The organism is Intrasporangium sp., assembly GCF_032907665.1.
Lineage (GTDB): Bacteria > Actinomycetota > Actinomycetes > Actinomycetales > Dermatophilaceae > Intrasporangium.
In genome coordinates this window covers 1-1516 of sequence record NZ_JAJJPG010000037.1, presented here as the reverse complement: position 1 = coordinate 1516, position 1516 = coordinate 1, and the positions used below count along the sequence as shown (strand labels likewise).

The following is a 1516-nucleotide window of genomic DNA, read 5'->3' as shown; positions in this document are numbered from 1 at the left end:
GTGTGCACCCGTCGAGGGTATGCCGCTGCGTGAGTTTTGTCCGTAGGGCGCGCCGTGGCACGTGGCCGGGCCACGTACCGGTGCGTGGCAGGATTGAGCGGTGCCGACCCCAGCCTCGCCTTCCGCGTCCGCCCCGGCGGAGCCGGGCAGTCCTCGCCACAGCGACCTCGTCCGCGCTGCTCGTCGTCAGCCGGTGACGCGTACTCCGGTGTGGTTCATGCGTCAGGCGGGTCGTTCCCTGCCCGAGTACCGCGCCGTTCGCGAGGGCATTCCCATGCTCGAGTCCTGCATGCAGCCCGAGCTCGTCACCGAGATCACCCTCCAGCCGGTCCGCCGTCACGGCGTCGACGCCGCCATCTTCTTCAGCGACATCGTCGTGCCCCTCAAGGCCATCGGGGTGGACCTCGACATCGTCCCGGGCGTCGGGCCCGTCGTCGCGCAGCCGATCCGTGAGGCGAGAGACCTCGACCGGCTCGTCGACCTCACAGCGGACCAGGTCCCCTACATCACCGAGGCCGTCCGCCTCCTCGTCGACGAGCTCGGCCCGATCCCGCTCATCGGCTTCGCCGGGGCGCCCTTCACCCTGGCGTCCTACCTCGTGGAGGGCGGGCCCTCGAAGAACCACGTCCAGACGAAGGCGCTGATGCACGGCGACCCGGAGCTCTGGGACGCCCTGTGCGCCAAGCTCGCCCAGATCTCCGGGGCGTTCCTGCGCGTGCAGGCGCAGGCCGGCGCGAGTGCAGTCCAGCTCTTCGACTCCTGGGTGGGCGCGCTCTCACGCGCCGACTACGTCCGCCACGTCCAGCGGCACTCGGCCGCCGCCCTCGACGCGGTCCGCCACCTCGACGTCCCGCGCATCCACTTCGGCGTCGGCACGGGAGAGCTGCTCCGGCTCATGGGGGAGGCGGGGGCCGAGGTCGTCGGCGTCGACTACCGGGTCAGCCTCACGGACGCCGTGGCGCGACTCGGACCGGACTATGCGGTGCAGGGCAACCTCGACCCCGCCCTGCTCTTCGCGCCGTGGGAGGCGCTCGAGCGGCGGGTCCGAGAGATCGTCGAGGAGGGCAGACAGGCCCCGGGCCACATCTTCAACCTCGGCCACGGGGTCCTTCCCGAGGTGGATCCCGACGTCCTGACCAGGGTGACCGCTCTGGTCCACGAGGTGTCGGCGCGCTGATGGCGGAGGGGTCGCTCGCCCGGTCGAGCCTCGTCATGGTGGGTGGGTCCTTCGCGTCCCGCGTGCTGGGCGTCGTCCGGGCAGGGCTGCTCACGGCGATCATCGGCACGCTCGCGGCGGGCGACGCCTTCAACCTGGCCAACACCCTGCCCAACGTCTTCTACATGCTTGCGGCGGGCGGCATCCTCAACGCCGTCCTCATCCCCGCCCTGACCCGGGCGATGAAGCTCGCGGACGGAGGGAAGGAGTTCACCGACCGCGTCGTCACGGTGGCCCTCGCGGCCATGGCCGGCATCACCGTCCTCGTCGTCCTCGGTGCGGGCGCCTTCGTGTCCCTGC

At 71.4% G+C, this 1516-nt stretch carries 2 protein-coding genes; both read left to right on the top strand.

Features of this window, described 5'->3' with window-relative positions; genetic code table 11:
• The first annotated feature begins 100 nt into the window (after nucleotides 1-100).
• On the top strand, nucleotides 101-1177 hold the full coding sequence (gene hemE, locus LOY02_RS07810; RefSeq protein ID WP_317181779.1) for a uroporphyrinogen decarboxylase: 1077 nt from the start codon (nucleotides 101-103) through the stop codon (nucleotides 1175-1177).
• Nucleotides 1177-1516, top strand: a 340-nt coding sequence (locus LOY02_RS07805; protein WP_317181778.1) for a lipid II flippase MurJ, incomplete at its 3' end; no start/stop codon positions are given. The genes hemE and LOY02_RS07805, both read left to right, overlap by 1 nt.